Raw genomic sequence first — 17,515 nt, forward strand, 5'->3', positions numbered from 1 at the left:
TGTGGGAAGGGTATGCCTTAAACCTCATTCACTTCTGCAACAGGCGAGCATGCCGCGGTATTTATGAGCTGGTGCCGTGCAACGAGCCTGTAGAAGAGGCGCGGCTTTGACCTTAAATGCGACTGCAACAGGCGATCAAGTCGCAGCATTTATGAGTTGATGCCTTGCGTTGCGTGATTGAGCTAAACGGAAGCCGGGACGACTTTGAGTTGCTATCTGCGTTTGCTGGCGGTGTGTGTACTTGGATTGCTCCGCTATGTCTGCTTGGCTTGCGAAGGTAATGTAGAGGGCAGATCTGTGTCAGGATGTAAGTCGGTGGGACTGAGCCCGTAACAGCACGATGCTATGGGCTGCCTGCAATCGGGACAGAGCTGATCTATGCTTACTTCAGGCGAATAGGAGTGAGTGTGTATGATGGGTACTCCTTATCACTAGGCAAATCTGGCAGTTGGTTTAGGAGTTGCTGAGTTTCATATTGATTGTGTTATCTTCGTTGCAATTATTGGCTGTGTTTGATGCCTTTTATTGATTGCGAGGGAGAGACTACGTTGACGCGGGATGAGTTTGATAGTTATTGCAAGTCTTTGGTTGGGACGAGCAATGTCATTCAGTGGGGGAATGCTTCGGTTTGGAAGGTTGGGGGGAAGATCTTTGCGATCTGTTCTAACTGGGGAGAGGACCGGCCGGAGATGAAAGGGATCAAGATCAGTTTTAAATGTTCGGAGCTTTCCTATCAGATCCTGACTGAACAAGAGGGCATTATTCCAGCGCCTTATCTGGCTCGGGCGAAGTGGGTTCAGATTGAGACTGCACAGGCGATGGCTGATGAAGATATCAAGGATTATGTTCTTGAGGCGCATAGCATTATTGCGAAGAAACTGACCAAGAAACTGCAGAAGGAGATTGGGTTTGTCGCAGCTTGAAGGTGCCTGATCGCGTAGAGTTATGAATGGCTGTTCGTGCTGATTTTAAGGTTTGCGTTCTTTTGTGCTGATTTGCGTTATTTGCGTGAAATGTGCGTTGCTCGCGGTTCTTATTGAGTGGTTTTGTGTCTTGCTTTTGCACTGCGCGCATTTGAGTTCGAATGGGGTAAGGCTCTATCATCGAACCATCCTGCGGGCATATATTTCACCCGTGGAATTCTCCTTATTTTTTATGCCCGCTTTCCGGATGTTACGCTGGCATCTGCAAATAAAAGTTATCCCCCTCTGAGGTTCTTTCTTTACTCATAAGCTTGTCTTTGCAGAGTGCCGCGTTCATTCGTGCTCGGTGCTCGGTGCTCGGTGCTCGGTGCTCGGTGCTCGGTGCTCGGTGCTCGGTGCTCGGTGCTCGGTGCTCGGTGCTCGGTGCTCGGTGCTCGGTGCTCGGTGCTCGGTGCTCGGTGCTCGGTGCTCGGTGCTCGGTGCTCGGTGCCGCATATACGAAGCTTCACACGCCATGCTCTTGGGCGTTGTGTTTGCTGATTTCTTGGCATTTGATTGGAGCCCATTAAATAGAGTGGGTTATGGGTGAGAGACCCTCTATCCCTCCGAAACTTGAGATTGCTTTCGCTGTCTTCTGTTTTGTGCCAATAAGACGCTATGGATCTGAACCAACTTGATGACCGGCTGAAAGCTGACTGTGAGAAATGCGCAGCGCTGTGCTGTGTGGCGCTTGCCTTTGATAAGTCGAGTGTTTTCCCATTTGATAAAGCTGCAGGTGAGCCTTGCCGAAATCTTGAGAATTGTGGGACCTGCAAGATCCATTCTGATCTGGCGACGACCGGGTACATGGGCTGTGTTCAGTTTCACTGTCATGGGGCTGGGCCGGTTGTCACGCAGGATCTGTTTTCTGGCAATACGTGGCAGACACAGCCGCATTTACTACGGCCTATGATGGAAGCCTTCTGGGTGTTTTTGCGGCTTCAGGAACAGGTGTTGTTGCTGAGGCATGCAGCTAAGTTACCTTTGCCAGAGGCTAAGCAAAAAGAGTTGCATGCATTTTTAGATGAGCTTTGCCCTGAGAACGGCTGGAGCTGGGATTCTTTTGAAAATCTGGATCAGGCGAAAGTGTCTGCAAAAGTTAAGGGCTGGCTTGCCTCCCTGCGGGATGTACTAGCCTAGCTTTTAGATTATGCCATGGCGGACTTGATGGCTTTGACCATCAGGAGGAAAGCGGAGAGAGCTTTCCTGAGGTGGAAGCGCGGTATCTGCCGGATCGCTTTTTCTGTTGGTTTGGGCTCCTGAAACTTTATGATTTGAAGGCCTGCCTTGATGATGGGGTTCAGATAGTCGCTCAAGGTAAAAGGGAATCTGGCTACGCTGAAGCGCTGGATCTCTGAATGGTCTCCGCGCCGGGCGAACTTCTATTGTTCTGCGAATTGGCTTTGGTCGAAGTACCTGGAGACAATCAGGCCTGTTGTGTTTCCTTCCTTGTCTTTTTGCCAGGAAAGCCTGCGTTGGAGCTGGTTGCATGGGCGATTAGGTTCTTTGAGCCCATTGCCGCCATTCAACGGCGTGTAGGCATTCGCAGGAGCAGCATGCTTGTGGACCAAAAGCCAACTATGCACTAACTTTCAATTCGGATCACTCAAGCGGCGCGGGGCAGTTGAGTAGCTTCATTCACTTAAAGCATACCTGCTCTCTCTTGATAACGAGGCTAGGGATGGTGTGTCTTACCCGGAGAGTTTCCCTTGCAAGACATTGCCGGCGCAACATTCAAAGCATCTGAAGTTGTTGGTTTTTATCCGCACCGCCCTCCTTATGCTCACCAAATTTACGAGTGCATCATCGATCGATCTTCTGCAACACACCGCTTATTGGATTTGGGCTGCGGTGAGGGCAAAATTGCCAGACCAATGACCAAAGTTTTTGATCATGTTTGCGCCGTAGACCCATCCGCTAACATGATCAAGTTAGGCCGGTCCTTGGAAGATGGTAGTGCAGACAACCTTGAGTGGGTGGAGGCTGTAGCAGAAGAAGCACCATTAACGGGTAAGTTTGACACAGTCACCTTTGCATCAAGCATTCACTGGATGGAGCCAAGCAGACTGTTCCCTAAACTTGCAAAGCACTTAAGTGAAAATCATCTTCTTGCAATCATCAAGGGCGATGCAGCGTTTCAGCCGCCGTGGCAAGATGAGTGGCAACAATTTTTGAAAAAATGGGTGCCTCAAATCTCAGGTGAAGAGTTTAATTCTAATAGATGGCGGGCGACCCAAACCAAACATTTGGACTACATCAATATCCGTGAAACCAATGAGTATGTTTCGCAGCCTTTCCGGCAAACTGTTGAGGACTTTATCTGGAGCCAACATTCGCGTGATACTTTTGCGCTGGTAAAGCTGGGTTCGCGTCGCCACGAATTTTACAATGAACTTAAAGCCCTTTTGCAGCCTCATGCTAATCAAGAGGGGCAACTGACATTTCAAGTCAAAACTCATTTGACGATCGCTACAATGAAATGAGCTTCGTACCGTCTACGTCTTTTTTCCATTGATCTGCGTTCTGGTCTCAATGGTTGGCGACAAGTGCATCGGTAAACTGCTCGGCTGACATGGCAATACCTCTAAGTTGATAATTTGCTGAAAAGGGTGCGAACGTGGCACATAGGAAAAGGTTTGTCGAGCAGAGATAGACAGCCTAGAGCTTACAGATTTCCATAGCGTGGGTTTTCTGCATTGTGTATAGGAATGCAACTCCTTTGGCAGGCGATGAGCAGCGTGAACGACACTTCAAAAACAATCATTTTTGACTATGTTTCCATTGAGCGGAGTGGTTCGACGATCATTTCTGATCTGAGTGTTGTACTGCCGGATCAACGGGTTGGGATTATTGGCCGGAACGGGTCTGGCAAGTCCACTCTAGTGCGCAGCCTGAACGGTTTGCTGCCGGTGAGTGCCGGGTCTTTGCGTGTTCATGGTGTTTCTGCTGAGGAAGGTGCGAAGAAACTTGCACGGGTGACGGGGTTTGTGTTCCAGAACCCGGACCATCAGCTGATTTTTCCCACTGCGCTTGAAGAGCTGAGTTTTGGTTTGCGCCAGATTGGTGTCAGCAAGGTGGATGCAAAGGTGCAGAGCCTCGCGTTGATGAGCGACCATGGCATTGAGCCGTTGGCAGAGCGTCCGGTTCACGAGCTTTCTGAAGGGCAAAAGCAGCTGATTTGCATTCTGGCCGTGCTTATTATGGAGCCGAAGCTGGTTGTGCTGGATGAGCCGTTTTCCAGTCTGGATATGCGGACGCGGGCAGCCTTGCGGCGGAAACTGGAGAGGCTGGACCAGCAGATCCTTTTTGTCAGCCATGAGCTGGATGCGCTGAGTGACTATGACAAGGTGCTCTGGATTGAGGATGGCAAGCTCAAGCAATTTGGTGTGCCTGCAGATGTGCTGGCAGCCTATCAGGAGCATGAGCTTTCTGGCGCGGACCTTCATTTTGAAGGGATAGCGCGCGCATGATCTCCCTTTACATGGCAGGTAACAGTTGGGCGCATCGGCTTCCTGCCAGAGTGAAGCTGATCTTTCTGTTTGTGCTGAGTTTGCTGATCATCCCGTTCAACACGCTTTGGTTCTCTGCTGCTTTGCTGCTGTTTGTGGTGGCGCTTTATGCGACGCTTGGCAGGCAGGGTCTGGAGAAGGTGAAGGTGGTGCGCCCGCTGCTCTGGATGATGGGGATCATCTTTTTGGTGCACGTGTTCCTGGGTGATATTGAGCAGGGCATTATTGCTGTGTTGCGTCTATTGGCGATGGTGCTCCTTGCCAATTTTATTAGTATAACAACGCATATGGAGGCCTTGATGGATGCGGTGGAACCGTTGTTCCGGCCTCTGCGTGTGTTTGGCATCTCCCCAAGACGCGTCTCGCTGGCAGTAGCCTTGGTTATCCGGTTTGTTCCGGTGCTGCTGGCGGTTTATGCGTCGCTGCAAGAAGCGTATAAAGCCAGAACAGCCCACGCCAACAGCTGGCGCTTGCTTGCCCCATTTGCATTACACGCGATTAAAATGACAGATCATGTTGCCGAAGCTTTGACAGCCCGAGGTGGGGCTGACGGCTTTGACCGTGATAAGAAATAGATAGGATGACTATGTCTAGCGATCGTTCTCTTGTTCAGATTGCATTTTATGCGGCGCTGATTGCGGCTCTGGGTTTGGTACCCAAGATTGAGCTGGGTCTTGCTGGTGGAATTCCAATTACAGCGCAGTCGCTTGGTGTGATGCTGGCTGGCATGATGCTTGGCCCGGTTCGTGGTGGGCTTGCCGTTGCTTTGCTGCTGTTCCTCGTTGCGCTTGGTCTGCCGTTCCTGGCTGGTGGTCGCGGTGGCATCGGGGTGTTTTATGGCGCAACCGCAGGCTATCTGGCTGGTTACTTTGTTGGTGCGATTGTCACTGGTGCGATCATGAAAGCCATGCGCAACATGAACGTTGTGTTTGGTGCGGTTGTATCTGGCGTCGTTGGCGGCATTGTTGTGGTGCATGCGTTCGGTGTGCCGGTGTTGGCCTACAAAGCTGGTATGTCCATGGAGAAAGCCATCATGGTTGGCAGCTTGCCGTTTATTCCGGGTGACCTGATCAAGGTTGCTCTTGCTGCTGTTGTTGCGCACACAATTGCGCGCGGATTGCCTTCTGCAATGCTGTCACGCAACTAAGTCAGCTACAATGAATTTTGAGAAAGCCGGTTCCTTTGGGGCCGGCTTTTTCTTTGATCAGTTGCGCGATTGTAATATAACTAGCAATGCTTTTTCTGAGAGGCAGACATTGGCGCTAACCAGCAAAATTACTGCGTTTGATCCGGCTTGGTCCAATATGTTCGAGAAGGAAAGAGGACGTATCTCGGGTGCTTTCGGAGATACTCTTGTTACGATCTATCATGTTGGCAGTACAGCGATCACAGGATTAGCAGCAAAGCCTGAAATCGATATGCTGGTCGAAGTTTCCAGCCAGCAGCGCACATCTGAAGTAGACAACGTTATGCGTTCATTGGGCTATTCTCGAGGAAAAGATCTTTCGCCGGAACATTACTTCTATCGGCGGGATGTTGATGGAGTTCGGACTCATAAAGTGCATGTCTGTCCTACAGGACATTCGCAGATTTCTAGAATGCTGCGCTTCCGCGATTTGCTTCGTCAGGATGCTGAATTGAAAGATCAATATCAGTGCCTCAAGCTTAAGCTAGAGGCAGAAAACACTGATGGCATCAAAGAGTATCTAGCTGGTAAAGCACCGTTCATTGACGCCATACTGGAGGCAAAACCCGATAGCAGCAACTGATTGCAGCTGTGCCTTGGCGTTTAGTGAACAAGTGCCTCGTCCAGGTGCTTCAGGGCTTTGATGAGCAGGCCTTGGAGGATGAAATCTTCATCCCATGGCAGCACTTCCAAGTTGACTGAGTCCAGCAAAGGTGCAAGCAGTCCGCTTTCCAGCCCCTTGTTCATGCCGTGTTTGAAGAGGTCGTAGGCTTGCATGGCTTTGCCGGTGAGGACGATGCGGCTTGGGTCCAGCAGGGAAATGGTGCGGGCGAGGCTGACGCCCAGAGCGAAGCCTGCATCTGTGAAGACCTTTTGTGCCTGTGCATCACCTATGCGGGCTCTGGCGCGCAGGTTCTGAATGTACTCCGGCCCGTAGAACATGGCGGAGGGAGAGGTTTCCTTGGGCAGCTTCTGGGCTTCACGGTAGAGCGCATAGTCGGCGATGTAGGCTTCCAGACAGCCCTTCTTGCCACATCTGCAGGCAGCTCCATCTGGCGTAAATGGTGAGTGGCCGTATTCTGCGGCAGCTCCGGTTTCACCACGGTAGAGTGCGTTTTTGATGAAGATGCCCATGCCGACGCCGCGGTCGATATACACCACCACAAAGTTGCCGCTGTACTTCTCAGTGTCCTGCCGGTGCAGGGCCTCGGCAATCATGTTGGTGTCGTTGTAAAGCGTGCAGGTGATGCCGAGGGTCTTGGAGAGCTTGGCGGTGAGTTCCACCTGTCGTTCTGCAATGGTGGGTGACCAGATGATTGAGCCATTGCGCTTGCCGACGATGCCTTGGGTTGCCACGGTGATTTCCATGACAGTGCGGGCAAGCAGCGGCTCTGTTTTCATGAGCGCTTTGATTTCGCGGGCGAGCAGGGTGATGAATGCCTCTCCACCCATATCTGAGGACTCCACCATGAACTTGGCTTCTGCATGCTGGTGACCTGTGTAGTCCACCAGCGCAAGAGAAACGCGGTCTACTGAGAGTTTAACCGTAACCACATGGGCCACATCATCGCGCAGACGCAGATAGGTGCGCGGACGGCCACGGGTGTTGGCATCTGGATTGGGCTGTTCCTCGACCTCTGTGATCAGGCCGCGGTCCTTCAGATCAGCGGTGATGGAGGTGACGGCGGCAAGAGAGAGGCCTGTTAGCCGGCCAAGGTCGACACGGGCCAGAGTGGTGTGACGCCGCAACGTGGACAACACCACGAACCGGTTTTGGCGACGAACCTGCTCTCTACTGGCTTTTTCGATCATTCGAGTACTGGCCTGCACTGTGTGTTCAAAGCATGTCCGCGTTCATTTGCATTCACGCTTCAGGCTCTGAACATTTGTTTTCTAGCGCGTTCTTTTTGTTTGACGAGATAAGCATAAGTATTTGAGGACCAGTAAATAAAGGGAGTAATCGTATAAATCAGCGTTTTCACCCGAAAGTTGAGGTGACCTATTCGTAAGTCCTAGCTCGTTTGTTGAGGTGCTGTTCCGTCATCTTTATCTGTTTGAGCTGGCAAAGTTTCCGGCATCAGGAACAGGTACATGGCGCCACCGATGAAGGCCAGAATCGCGAGGGTGATGAAGGCAGGGGAATAGCCGAAGAACTGGACGATTTCTTCTGCCAGCAAGTTAGAGGCGGCGGAGCCAATGCCTACCACAGCGGCGAGGGCGCCTTGCACCAGATTGAAGCGGCCTGTGCCGCGGGTCAGGTCCGCCGCGATGAGCAGGATAATCACGCCAAAGATGCCATTGGCGATTCCATCCAAAGATTGAACGGAGATGAGTGCGACAGGGTCTTCCAGCCACATGAATAGCATGCCACGAATGGGCAGAATGAAGAAGGCGAGTAGGAAGAGTGGTTTGCGGCCCCATATGTCGGCTCTGGCGGCGCAGATGATGGACATGATGGTCATCCAGAACTGTGCCACGACGATGCAGGTTGCTGCGAAGGCGACGCCTATGTTGACGTTGGAGTTGACCGAGAGCTTTTGCCCGACCAATGGCAGCATGGCGGCGTTGGCGAAGTGGAACATGAACACGCAAAGCACCAGTGTGAGCAGGCGTTTGTCTGCCAGAATGGTGCTGACGGTGGATGGTTCATCACCATCGCCGGGATTGTGGTGCAAGCCGCCACGGGCTGCGTTGTGGTTGATGGCTGAGCCACTGACCATGCCAATGCTGATGGCCATGCCGACGGCCATGAGCGCAACAAGCCAGAATACGCCTTCTGCCGAGATCCACAGTGCGAGGCCTGCGCCCAGTATGGCGGCAAACACATTGCCGGAGTGGTTAGCAGCCTGGTTAGCGCCCATTTGCACGGTGAAATGGTCTGGCCCTGATATGCCCAGAGTTATGGCGGCGATGCAGGGGCCGACGAAGGCGACGGCAATTCCCATGAAGATCTGCGCAATGTAGATGACCACCGGGTACTGCGAGAACAGCAGGATTGAGATGGTCGCGAAGCCGATGAGCAGGGCGCAGGAGGCGAGGAGCAGGCGTTTTTTGCGGGTGCTGTCGATGAAGGCGCCAGCGGGTGTTTGCAAGGCAACGGTTGTCAGCGAGCCGATGGCGAGGACCATGCCGATGTTGCCGGGGGACCAGTGCAGGCCTGTGAGCAGGTAGATTGCAAGGTAAGGCCCAATTCCACCCACGACATCGCCGGCGAAGAAGTTCGTCGAAAGCATTGCCTTGTTGAGTTTCATGGAGACCTTAGGATGTTGTGTGATCTGGCTTGAGAATAAGTGAGAGGTCTCTAAAGAGCTGCCAAGGATTTCGCTCGATTGTGGGAGTGGTGGTTAAGCTGCTGTCAAACCACGATGGCTACGGTGAGGCATGTCGGTTTCTCTTGCTGTTTCCGCCCTCATCTTCCTTGGAATTGCGGTGCGCCAGTGGCTTCCTCCCATGGTGCGGATCTGGCACATCATGCTGGCGGGGGCGGTTGTGTTGTTGATGCTGGGAGAGATTAAGCCTGTGGCTGCGTTTCATGCGGTGGACTGGCAGTTGATCTTCTATCTGTTTGCCGTGTTCAGCATTGCCTCATCGCTGTATGATACCGGGCTTTCGCAGGACATCGCGGATATGTTGTTGAAGCGGGCCAACGCTGGTGTGGCGCTGCTGTGGTTCATTGTGGCCTCTGCGATTTGTGCGGCGGTGCTGACCAATGATGCAGCGGCGGTGATTGGCGTGCCGATCGCTATTATCCTGAGCCGTGCGTTTAAATGGAAGCTGTCGGTGGTGCTAGTGGCGCTGTGTGCGGCGGTGACGGTTGGTTCCATGGTCTCCCCTGTTGGAAACCCTCAGAATATTCTGGTGGTGAATGCCGCCAATTTTCAGAATATGCTGGCAACGTTCATTGTGTGGGCTCTGGTGCCAGGGGCCATCTGCCTTGTGGCTGTTTTCTTCCGCTTCCATCAGCTGGTGAAGAAGAATGGGTCGGACGAGAGTACACTGGTATCTGAAGAGGTGGAAACGCAGGCAGAGGCGGTTGAGGTGAGCCGTCGGCAATGGCCTGCGATGGTCTCCGCCCTGTTGCTGGTGGGTATCATCACGGGTGATAGTTTGGGCCGGACGTACTTTCACCTTGGCCCGCTGCCATTTGGCTGGGTGGGGCTGGTGTCTTGTTTGCCGATCTATCTGGCGGGGGATGAGCGACTGCGGGTCTTCAAGGAAGTGGACTGGGCAACGCTGATCTTCTTCGTGGCCATGTTTATTGTGACTGGGGCGCTCTACCAGTCCGGCTCTTTGCAGTATCTGCTTGGTTCCTTGCAGGGGGAACTGGGGGATCTGACCGTGACTGCATTGGTGAGCTTCTGGGCCAGCCAGTTGTTTTCCAACGTGCCTGTGGTGGAGCTTTACCTGAAGCTGCTGGATGGCGGCGAAACCGCCACCTTCATGATGCTCTCCACCATCTCCACCGTGGCCGGAAACCTCTTCATCATCTCCGCCGCCAGCAACGTCATCGTCGTCCAACAAGCTGAGAAATTCGGTGCCACCCCCTTCACCTTCTGGCAATTCTGCTGGTGGATGCTGCCGATTACGGTGTTCTGCGTGGCGGTGAGCTATGGCTGGATTGTGGGGTTGGTGGCGTTGGTATTGGGGTGAGTTTTGGGGCTTTGGTTGGGTGGCGTCTTCTCAAGCAGTTGGCTTATTATCTCTCAATAATTAATGCTTTTTCAGTTGCTCTTGCTAACGGGATTAGTTTTTGCGAATTCTGAGGAATGTTGGTTGGTCAATATCAGTCTTACCAATTAACTCAAACTGATCTAACTGATCCGGTGCCTCATTAGCTGCAGATTGGCTTGTGCTCTGATTCAACGTTTTCTTAATGGCTAAAGAAGAAAATTCTGAGGTTGCAATTACAGTTGCAACTCGCATCTTTTTATCAGTATCCATTTTTGCATTTGCATCGCTAAAGTCCTGTAAGTTAAGCAGGATTGATTGTAACTCGAATAGATTTAAAAGCGTGTGATTGTAAAGAATATAGCCATAGAATGCTGGGCCGTTGCCTTGTCCGAGTACTGTAAAATTTTGCTTTATTTCGGTAGGGCCTTTAATTCCTTTACGTGCGCGATATTCAATGATCCGTGGCCCTGCTTGAATAACATCTTTACAGTTGTCAGGGTTAGTAACTCGTTGGTTCAGTGTGATTGGCGTATAGTTTTCAAATGCATTAAACACGACCAACCGTGAGCCTTTGCCATCACCTTCATTTAAGCAAAGAATAGCACTCTTAAAGCTGCTTCTAGTATCTTGAGATGCAAGGTTTTTTCCACTGATACGAAGGTATCCTGAAGGAATAAACAACTCGTTGTTTTGAGGGTACCCAGCTGCGGCAATCACAAGTGCCTCAGGCGAATTTTGAACCACAGATTTTATGTTGAACTCAAGTGTAGGGTCTTCGTCTTTACGGTCAACATCAATGATGCTCGGCACCTCACCTGCCTCGCTAGATCCAGTTAACTCCAACTTGAACTCTGACAAGGCAAACCTAAGGATAGTTAAGTTTATGGGGGTTCCTTCTTTTTTTATACAAGCATGTTTTTTCTCAAGTGCGGGTGCAACCTCTGTCCACGAACTCGGATGACAGTTCATTTTGTCGGCCTGAACACTGTTTTCTGCTGATGCAGTGCCGGAAAGCAATGGAAATAGCATCCAACTATATAGAACCAATGATGAAAAAGGATTCATAAATGAAGGGTTGATGAAATACATTGGCAGCACTTTTCTATCTTTGACCGGTTTCATTCTTCGCCTGACGACTCAATGCTCGTCTAACTGAAAATAGGATTGAAATCGGTTTATCGAGTAGATTTGAATGTGCTCCGATATTTTCAGGTGGCTTGAGTTGGAAATCAAATTTTTGGTATTCTGGTCTTTCAGTTATCAACTCTTCAAACTCAAATACTTCGATTGGAGTCCCTCGCATGAACGGTTTGGCTTTCATCCAGTTCTGCGCGTGAGTATCTCTATATCGATCTACAACTTGGCCATTAAGTTGAAACAAAAGAAGATTCTTAAGGCTGTTTCTGTAAGCATCTCCAATATTGATCATCAGAGAAATTTTGTCTCCTTTCGTCAGAGGAAGTATGACTTCTTTGCTTTCTTCAAATTTGGAAAAACTTATATTTTGTATCCAAAATCCATCAGGCTGATCGGATAAGGACCGGATAATGTGATCAATGTTATTGGAATTGTATAGTGTTTCATTCTTTACAGCTTTCAGTTCATTTTTGAAATTTGCTTGTACAATTGAAAACGTCTCTTTTACAGATATCAGCTCATCCTCAAAACTCGTTTGTTGAGTTGAAATCGTCTCAGATAGTTCTTCTTTCACTGTATTCATTTGCGTGAAGAAGAAAGCATATCCAGCACCCAGAGCTATTAGCGTCATAACAAACGGCATCGCACTTCGTCTAATTTCAATGCCACCTGCCGCAAAGAATTCCAGGATGGTTTGAAATATTCCGATTTTCTCAACAACGGGGTCATCAGCAGGTTTAGGTGAAGCTGCCGAAGGGTTTGGGTGATCGACTGCATCTGAGCTCATGTGTGTTACCGTGTGTTCAAGTGGGTAATGTAAAACTATTGTAATTATATTGTTTTCAATATTTACATTATACTGCGGAGAATGAAAAAATAAAGCTAGTTATATTATAGTTATACCTGAGGATTATTTTGGTGACGAGTTGTTGTCTCAAATCTGACTTAAAGGAGGATAAGTGCTCTTGAAACCAAAAAAGACCGAAAGCGCCCCCGTCGCTTTCGGTCTTTTTTCTAGCAGGTCAACTGCTAGTTACTCTGCTGCGTCTTGTTTGATGACGCCGCGTTGGATCTGGTCTTCTTCTATGCTCTCAAAAAGGGCGCGGAAGTTGCCTTCGCCGAAGCCTTCGTCGCCTTTGCGCTGGATGAACTCGAAGAAGATTGGGCCGATGACGGTTTTGGAGAAGATCTGTAGCAGGATCTTTGTCATGCCGCCGCCAATGACGCCTTCGCCATCAATGAGGATGCCGTGTTTGGCCATGCGGTCGAGTGGCTCGGTGTGGCCGTTTACGCGCTCGGCGCTGCGGTCATAATAAGTCTGTGGTGGGCCGGGCATGAACTTGAGGCCATCTTCTGCCAGCTTGTCGGTGGCCTCATAGATGTCATCGGTGCCAACCGCGATGTGCTGGATGCCTTCGCCCTTGTACTTGCGCAAGTACTCTTCGATCTGGCTGGTGTCGTCCTTGGACTCGTTCAGCGGAATGCGGATTTTGCCACATGGGGATGTGATCGCGCGGCTGACGAGGCCGGTGATGCGGCCATCGATGTCGAAGAAATGGATCTGTTTGAAGTTGAAGAGCTCGCGGTAGAATGCCCACCACTTGTCCATGTTGCCGCGATAGACGTTATGGGTCAGGTGGTCGAGGTAATAGAAGCTCTTGCCGGTCGGTTTTGCATCCGCTTCGCCCAGCCAGTCGAACTCTTGTGAGTAGGCGGAGCCTTTGTCGCCGTATTTGTCGATGAAGTAGAGCAGGGAGCCGCCGATGCCTTTGATTGCAGGGGCGTCGAGAGTTTTGTCGGAGCCGGTGTAGGCTTCCGCCCCGCGACTGACCGCATGCTCAAAGGTCTTTTGTGCATCCACAACACGCCATGCCATGGACGGCGCGCATGGGCCGTGCTCGTCAATGAAGCGGGAGGCGAAGCTGTTTGGCTCGGCGTTGAGGATGTAGTTCACATCACCCTGACGGTAGAGCGTGATGTTTTTGCTTTTGTGCTTTGCGACAGGCGCAAAACCCATGCGGCGGAAGAGAACGTCCAGCTTTTCCGGCTCTGGGTGGGCAAATTCAACGAACTCGAAGCCGTCGGTGCCAGCAGGGTTTTCTGCTGTAATCTCAGCTGGTCCTGCATCATGCGGAAATGGGCCCATTTGTTCCTCCTCAAACAAGGCGATGAAGGCTGTTTGTCATCGTTTGATACGATGAAAACTGCCTTCCTATTCGTTCTGCGTATCTTTGTCCGAAAACCGGTTCCCACTTTTCGGCGATACACTGCAATTTAGAGTCATTCTGAAATATCTGTGGCGCGACAGGTTTGCATTCTTACGTAAAATCACGCAGTATATGCACAAATTGTGCGTCATATGTTGATTTGGTGCGAATGATGATTGAGCTTGACCAGTTTGACCTTAAGTTACTTGCAGCGCTGCAGGAAGACGCCAGCCAGACCAATCAGGAATTGGGGGAGGTGATTCACCTTTCTGCCTCTCAAGTTTCGCGCCGGCGGACACGGTTGGAGCAGGAGCGGGTGATCCGCCGATATAAGGCTGATCTTTCGCCGGAATATCTGGGGCTGGATGTGATGGCGTTTGTTGGGGTGGCGCTGGCCACGCACAACAAGGAAAACGCCCGCTTGTTTCGAGATTTGGTGCGCACCATCCCAAGCGTGCAAGAAGCCTACGCCATGACGGGGGACATGGATTACATGCTCAAGATCCGGGTGAAAGATCTGAAGGCCTTGAGCGAGGTGATCAACAATGATCTGCTGCCCCATGAAGCGGTGCAGAATGTGCGCAGCTCCATCGCGATGGATACTCTGCGGGACGACAATCATTTGCCGCTTGGGCAGTAGATTAACTGATGCGTATTCTAATCCGAAAACCGGTGTCCTCCTTTCGGGAATACGCTGTCAAACATTACAATTTTGTCAGGTTGTGTTTTTGCGGGATGGGGCATCTTGAAGTGAAAACTTTGGGTTCCCATCTCCATAGAGATTTGACGGGTAACGTCCAAAAGCAAAGGGATAGGTTTACAGATGTTCGACAGCAAGGCACTTCTTGATCAGTTCTTAGGTTCCAACGGAGGCAATCAGGCCCGTGGTGCTTTGGACAAAGGGCAGTCGTACATCAAAAACAATGCTGGTGGCCTTGCTGGTGGTGCCGTTGCTGGTGGTTTGGCCGGATACCTTCTTGGTAGCAAGAAGGGTAAGAAACTTGGCAAAAAGGCCGTGAAATACGGCGGCATGGCGCTGGTTGGTGGCCTTGCCTACAAAGCATTCCAGACATGGCAAGACGGTAAGAACAATGGCGGCGGCGGTGCAGCTGCGCCTCATGGTTCTGCGCAGGCACAGGCAACGCCCGCAACCGTTGTACCTGTACCAGAACCGCTTGCCTTGCCGGACCCGACTGGTACTGCGTTTGACCCGGATGCAGGTGCTGGCGATGCCAAAGAGTTTGCTATGGCGCTGATCGTTGCGATGATCCAGGCGGCCAAGGCAGATGGCACTGTGGACGGCGATGAAATGCAGCGCATTTTTGAGAAGCTGGATGAGCTTGGTCTGGGTGCTGAAGAAAAAGCGTTTGTGCTGGATGAGATGCGTGCGCCGCTGGACATTGACCGTGTGGTGGCGTTTGCGACTTGCCCGGAAACAGCTGCTGAGATTTACACTGCATCCCGTCTTGCGATTGACCCGAACCTTCCGGCAGAGCAGGCTTATCTGATGATGCTTGCTGCACGGTTGGAGCTGGATAGTGGTTTGGTTACGGAGCTGGACAAGGCGATTGCGGCGGCTCAAGCGCAAGCCTGAATGCGCTGATATTTGAATTGCTCGCAAATCGGGTGGTTACGGTTTGCGGAAGGCCATAGGTTGCTCCCAACTTGAGGAGTGACCTATGGCTTTTTTTATTTCTGGATTGAAATCCAACGAGTTTGAAGCATTGAATGGCCTGAGCGAAGAGCAGCTGGCAAAGCGTAATGTGGTTGTTTACGTGGCTGATGAGAAACCGGGTTTCCCCTGCCGTGTCACACTGGATGACGCTGAAGTTGGGGAGCGGGTGTTTTTGCTGAACTATGCTTACCAGCCAAATGACACGCCTTACAAAGCCTCTCATGCGATTTTTGTGCGCGAGAATGCAGCGGATGCAACGCCGTATGAGAATGAGGTTCCGGTGTCGCTTTCCTCTCGCTTGTTATCGCTGCGCGGGTTTGATGCAAACCACATGATGATTGAAGCTGATATCGCGCAAGGGGCCGATATCAAACCGATGCTGGAAGGCTTCTTTGAGAACCCGGATGTCTCTTACATTCAAATGCATTATGCACGGCGCGGTTGCTTTGCGGCGGTGGCTCATCGCGGGTGATCTAAACATATCTTACTAGTGCAAACCTCCGGCTCAGTTTCTATCCTAGGCCACAAAGAGACTTAGGGCTTGGGAGGGCCGGCATGCGCGCATTGGGAACCTGGGATTACATCGTGGTTGGGGCTGGCTCAGCGGGCTGCGTTGTTGCGAACCGACTTTCTCAGGATCCTGATGTGAAGGTGTTGCTGCTGGAAGCTGGCGGGAACGATAAACATCCGTGGGTTCATATCCCTGTTGGCTACTTGTACTGCATGGGCAATCCGCGCATGGACTGGGGGTTCCAGACCGAGGCGGAGCCGGGGCTGAACGGGCGTAAGCTGAACTACCCGCGTGGCAAGCTGCTGGGCGGGTGTTCTTCCATCAACGGAATGCTGTATTTGCGCGGTCAGGCGCAGGATTATGATAACTGGCGCCAGCTGGGACTGACTGGTTGGGGCTGGGATGATGTGCTGCCGTACTTCCTGAAGTCAGAGGATCACTATGCCGGATCTTCCGAGGTGCATGGGGAAGGGGGAGAATGGCGCGTTGAAGAGCAGCGCTTGTCGTGGCCTATCCTCGACCGCTTCCGTGATGCTTGCGAAGAGGTTGGCATTCCGAAAATTGATGACTTCAACGGCGGTGATAACTTCGGCTCCTCGTATTTTCAGGTGAACCAGCGCAAGGGCGTGCGTTGGAGTACGTCCAAGGGGTTTTTGAAGCCAGCTGAGAACCGGGGGAACCTGAAGGTTCTGACCAATGCGCAGGCAACCGCGCTTGTGTTTGGCGGGCGTCGTGCGACTGGCGTTTGCATGATGGTGAATGGTGAGATGGCCTCGGCTGCCTGTACAGGAGAGATCATCCTGAGTGCGGGGGCTATTGGGTCGCCGCAAATTTTGGAACTGTCCGGCATTGGGTCTGGTGAGCGTTTGACCCAGCATGGGATCGACATGGTGCTGGACCAGCCTCAGGTGGGGGAGAACCTGCAGGACCATTTGCAGATCCGCAGTATCTATAAGGTTCAAAACACAGTGACCTTGAACCAGCGGGCGAACTCGTTGATTGGTAAGGCGAAAATTGCGGCTGAATATGCGCTGAGCCGGTCTGGTCCCATGTCCATGGCGCCAAGTCAGCTTGGGGTGTTTACGCGCTCCGACAGTTCTTATGAGACACCAAACATCGAGTATCACATTCAGCCGTTGTCGCTGGATAAGTTTGGTGATCCGCTACACGAGTTTCCAGCGATTACGGCCAGTGTTTGCAACTTGCGGCCAGAGTCTCGCGGCAGCGTTCATATCGGGTCTGGCAATGCGATTGCGCATCCAAAGATCCAGCCAAACTACCTTTCCGCCGAAAGTGATCGCCGTGTAGCAGCGGACAGTCTGCGTTTGACCCGCACGATTATGGAGACCAGCGCGATGGCTGAGTTCTCTCCGGAGGAGTATCTGCCGGGTGCTCATATTGTTAGTGATGATGATCTTGCAATTGCAGCGGGCGACATTGGCACCACGATCTTCCACCCTGTGGGGACGTGTTCCATGGGAGCTGTGGTTGATGAGCGGCTGAAGGTGAAGGGCATTGAGGGCCTGCGCGTCGTTGATGCTTCCATTATGCCACGCATCGTCTCTGGTAATACCAACTCCCCGACAATAATGATTGCGGAGAAAGCCTCTGATATGATCCGTGAGGACCGGAAGAATGCGGTGGTTGCTGCTTAGGG

Annotated in this window: 19 protein-coding genes; 13 read left to right on the forward strand and 6 right to left on the reverse strand. The window is 51.6% G+C overall.

Going from position 1 to position 17,515, the window contains the following annotated elements:
• Positions 1-548: 548 nt before the first annotated feature.
• Positions 549-923, forward strand: a complete 375-nt coding sequence (locus BM231_RS12225) for an MmcQ/YjbR family DNA-binding protein (protein ID WP_093519763.1) — start codon at positions 549-551, stop codon at positions 921-923.
• Between the two features lie 657 nt (positions 924-1,580).
• Positions 1,581-2,102, forward strand: a complete 522-nt coding sequence (locus BM231_RS12235; RefSeq protein ID WP_093519767.1) for a hypothetical protein — start codon at positions 1,581-1,583, stop codon at positions 2,100-2,102.
• Positions 2,103-2,110: 8 nt separating this feature from the next.
• Here the strand turns inward: BM231_RS12235 and BM231_RS26955 are convergent, their stop codons facing one another.
• Entirely contained in the window at positions 2,111-2,278 is a 168-nt protein-coding gene (locus BM231_RS26955) for a hypothetical protein (RefSeq protein ID WP_159437963.1), read from the reverse strand.
• A gap of 42 nt (positions 2,279-2,320) precedes the next feature.
• Here BM231_RS26955 and BM231_RS12240 point away from each other — a divergent pair, with 42 nt between their 5' ends.
• The 6 genes from BM231_RS12240 (at position 2,321) to BM231_RS12265 (ending at position 6,240) form a co-directional block, all read left to right on the forward strand.
• The gene (locus BM231_RS12240; RefSeq protein WP_093519769.1) at positions 2,321-2,551 is read left to right on the forward strand and encodes a hypothetical protein; all 231 of its coding nucleotides are present in this window, start codon (positions 2,321-2,323) and stop codon (positions 2,549-2,551) included.
• A 120-nt stretch (positions 2,552-2,671) separates the two neighbouring features.
• Complete coding sequence (locus tag BM231_RS12245) at positions 2,672-3,445, forward strand: class I SAM-dependent methyltransferase (RefSeq protein ID WP_093519770.1); 774 nt, start codon at positions 2,672-2,674, stop codon at positions 3,443-3,445.
• 246 nt (positions 3,446-3,691) lie between these two features.
• Complete coding sequence (locus BM231_RS12250; RefSeq protein ID WP_244527172.1) at positions 3,692-4,432, forward strand: energy-coupling factor ABC transporter ATP-binding protein; 741 nt, start codon at positions 3,692-3,694, stop codon at positions 4,430-4,432.
• Positions 4,429-5,046 carry an energy-coupling factor transporter transmembrane component T family protein gene (locus BM231_RS12255; RefSeq protein WP_093519772.1) on the forward strand — a complete coding sequence of 206 codons (618 nt, stop codon included), beginning with the start codon at positions 4,429-4,431 and terminating at the stop codon, positions 5,044-5,046. Before BM231_RS12250 ends, BM231_RS12255 begins: the two co-directional genes overlap by 4 nt.
• A 5-nt stretch (positions 5,047-5,051) precedes the next feature.
• Positions 5,052-5,618, forward strand: coding sequence for a biotin transporter BioY (locus BM231_RS12260; protein WP_093519774.1), 567 nt, complete (start codon positions 5,052-5,054; stop codon positions 5,616-5,618).
• A gap of 10 nt (positions 5,619-5,628) precedes the next feature.
• Positions 5,629-6,240 (forward strand): GrpB family protein, encoded by a 612-nt coding sequence (locus BM231_RS12265; RefSeq protein ID WP_244527170.1) that lies wholly within the window; start codon positions 5,629-5,631, stop codon positions 6,238-6,240.
• 20 nt (positions 6,241-6,260) lie between these two features.
• Here the strand turns inward: BM231_RS12265 and BM231_RS12270 are convergent, their stop codons facing one another.
• Positions 6,261-7,469 (reverse strand): ROK family protein, encoded by a 1,209-nt coding sequence (locus BM231_RS12270; protein ID WP_093519776.1) that lies wholly within the window; start codon positions 7,467-7,469, stop codon positions 6,261-6,263.
• 200 nt (positions 7,470-7,669) lie between these two features.
• Complete coding sequence (locus BM231_RS12275; RefSeq protein ID WP_093519778.1) at positions 7,670-8,908, reverse strand: MFS transporter; 1,239 nt, start codon at positions 8,906-8,908, stop codon at positions 7,670-7,672.
• A gap of 130 nt (positions 8,909-9,038) precedes the next feature.
• Here BM231_RS12275 and BM231_RS12280 point away from each other — a divergent pair, with 130 nt between their 5' ends.
• Complete coding sequence (locus BM231_RS12280) at positions 9,039-10,307, forward strand: ArsB/NhaD family transporter (protein ID WP_093519780.1); 1,269 nt, start codon at positions 9,039-9,041, stop codon at positions 10,305-10,307.
• A gap of 93 nt (positions 10,308-10,400) precedes the next feature.
• Here the strand turns inward: BM231_RS12280 and BM231_RS12285 are convergent, their stop codons facing one another.
• The 3 genes from BM231_RS12285 to hppD all read right to left on the reverse strand — a co-directional run bounded on the left by BM231_RS12285 (position 10,401) and on the right by hppD (position 13,611).
• Positions 10,401-11,450 (reverse strand): hypothetical protein, encoded by a 1,050-nt coding sequence (locus BM231_RS12285; RefSeq protein ID WP_093519782.1) that lies wholly within the window; start codon positions 11,448-11,450, stop codon positions 10,401-10,403.
• Entirely contained in the window at positions 11,431-12,252 is an 822-nt protein-coding gene (locus tag BM231_RS12290; protein WP_093519783.1) for a hypothetical protein, read from the reverse strand. Before BM231_RS12290 ends, BM231_RS12285 begins: the two co-directional genes overlap by 20 nt.
• A 246-nt stretch (positions 12,253-12,498) precedes the next feature.
• Positions 12,499-13,611: a 4-hydroxyphenylpyruvate dioxygenase gene (hppD, locus tag BM231_RS12295; protein ID WP_093519785.1), complete on the reverse strand. Its 1,113-nt coding sequence runs from the start codon at positions 13,609-13,611 to the stop codon at positions 12,499-12,501.
• A gap of 233 nt (positions 13,612-13,844) precedes the next feature.
• On the opposite strand from hppD, the gene BM231_RS12300 reads away from it, so the two are divergent.
• The 4 genes from BM231_RS12300 (at position 13,845) to BM231_RS12315 (ending at position 17,513) form a co-directional block, all read left to right on the forward strand.
• Entirely contained in the window at positions 13,845-14,312 is a 468-nt protein-coding gene (locus BM231_RS12300; protein WP_008551672.1) for an Lrp/AsnC family transcriptional regulator, read from the forward strand.
• Between the two features lie 183 nt (positions 14,313-14,495).
• Entirely contained in the window at positions 14,496-15,266 is a 771-nt protein-coding gene (locus tag BM231_RS12305; protein ID WP_093519787.1) for a tellurite resistance TerB family protein, read from the forward strand.
• Between the two features lie 85 nt (positions 15,267-15,351).
• On the forward strand, positions 15,352-15,819 hold the full coding sequence (locus tag BM231_RS12310) for a DUF1203 domain-containing protein (protein ID WP_093519789.1): 468 nt from the start codon (positions 15,352-15,354) through the stop codon (positions 15,817-15,819).
• Positions 15,820-15,902: 83 nt separating this feature from the next.
• A complete protein-coding gene (locus BM231_RS12315; RefSeq protein ID WP_093519791.1) occupies positions 15,903-17,513 on the forward strand; it encodes a GMC family oxidoreductase in 1,611 nt (536 codons plus the stop codon).
• Positions 17,514-17,515 lie beyond the last annotated feature (2 nt).

This window comes from Pseudovibrio ascidiaceicola, from assembly GCF_900114245.1.
Classification (GTDB): Bacteria; Pseudomonadota; Alphaproteobacteria; order Rhizobiales; family Stappiaceae; genus Pseudovibrio; species Pseudovibrio ascidiaceicola.